Source organism: Vibrio sp. 378 (genome assembly GCF_033339435.1).
Map to the genome: position 1 here is coordinate 1 of NZ_JAWOUO010000659.1, position 653 is coordinate 653.

Sequence of the window (653 nt, forward strand, 5' to 3'; positions counted from 1 at the left end):
GCGCTCTATGTAGAGCGGCGCGGAATTCTTACATTCTTACGCTGCTGGAAGGTAGCGAAGAGTGTCTTGTCTTTTTATCTCCAGTAGCGATCTATTTTGACTAGGAGATAACCATGAACATCAAAGAAACGCATCAACAACGCGAAATCATTCTCACGGGGGACCGAGCTACAGGGCCTTTACACCTTGGTCATTACGTCGGTTCGCTACAACAGCGTGTGGCATTACAATCGGAGCATGACCAAACCATTCTGGTCGCCGATATGCAAGGCCTGACCGACAACGCGCACAATCCTTCAAAGGTATCTTCGAACATTCTAAACGTAGTCGCAGATTACCTTGCAGTTGGCATCGACCCCATTCAAACCACTATCTGTTTGCAATCTCAACTACCAGCCCTCGCTGAATTGACGATGTATTACAGCAACTTAGTTTCCATTGCTCGCTTAGAGCGTAACCCAACCGTAAAAAATGAAATTCAAAGCAAAGGTTTTGAGCGTTCAATTCCTGCAGGGTTCCTGACTTATCCAATTTCTCAAGCCGCTGATATAACGGGTTTTCGCGCTACACTTGTTCCGGTTGGGGATGATCAATTACCAATGCTTGAGCAAACGAATGAAATCGTGAGAAAGATTAACCACCTTGGCGGACAA

At 46.1% G+C, this 653-nt stretch carries 1 pseudogene; it reads left to right on the forward strand.

Annotated features, from left to right (window positions below):
- Positions 1-113 precede the first annotated feature (113 nt).
- A pseudogene (locus R7Q48_RS28110) lies at positions 114-653 on the forward strand (tryptophan--tRNA ligase); the annotation flags it as partial.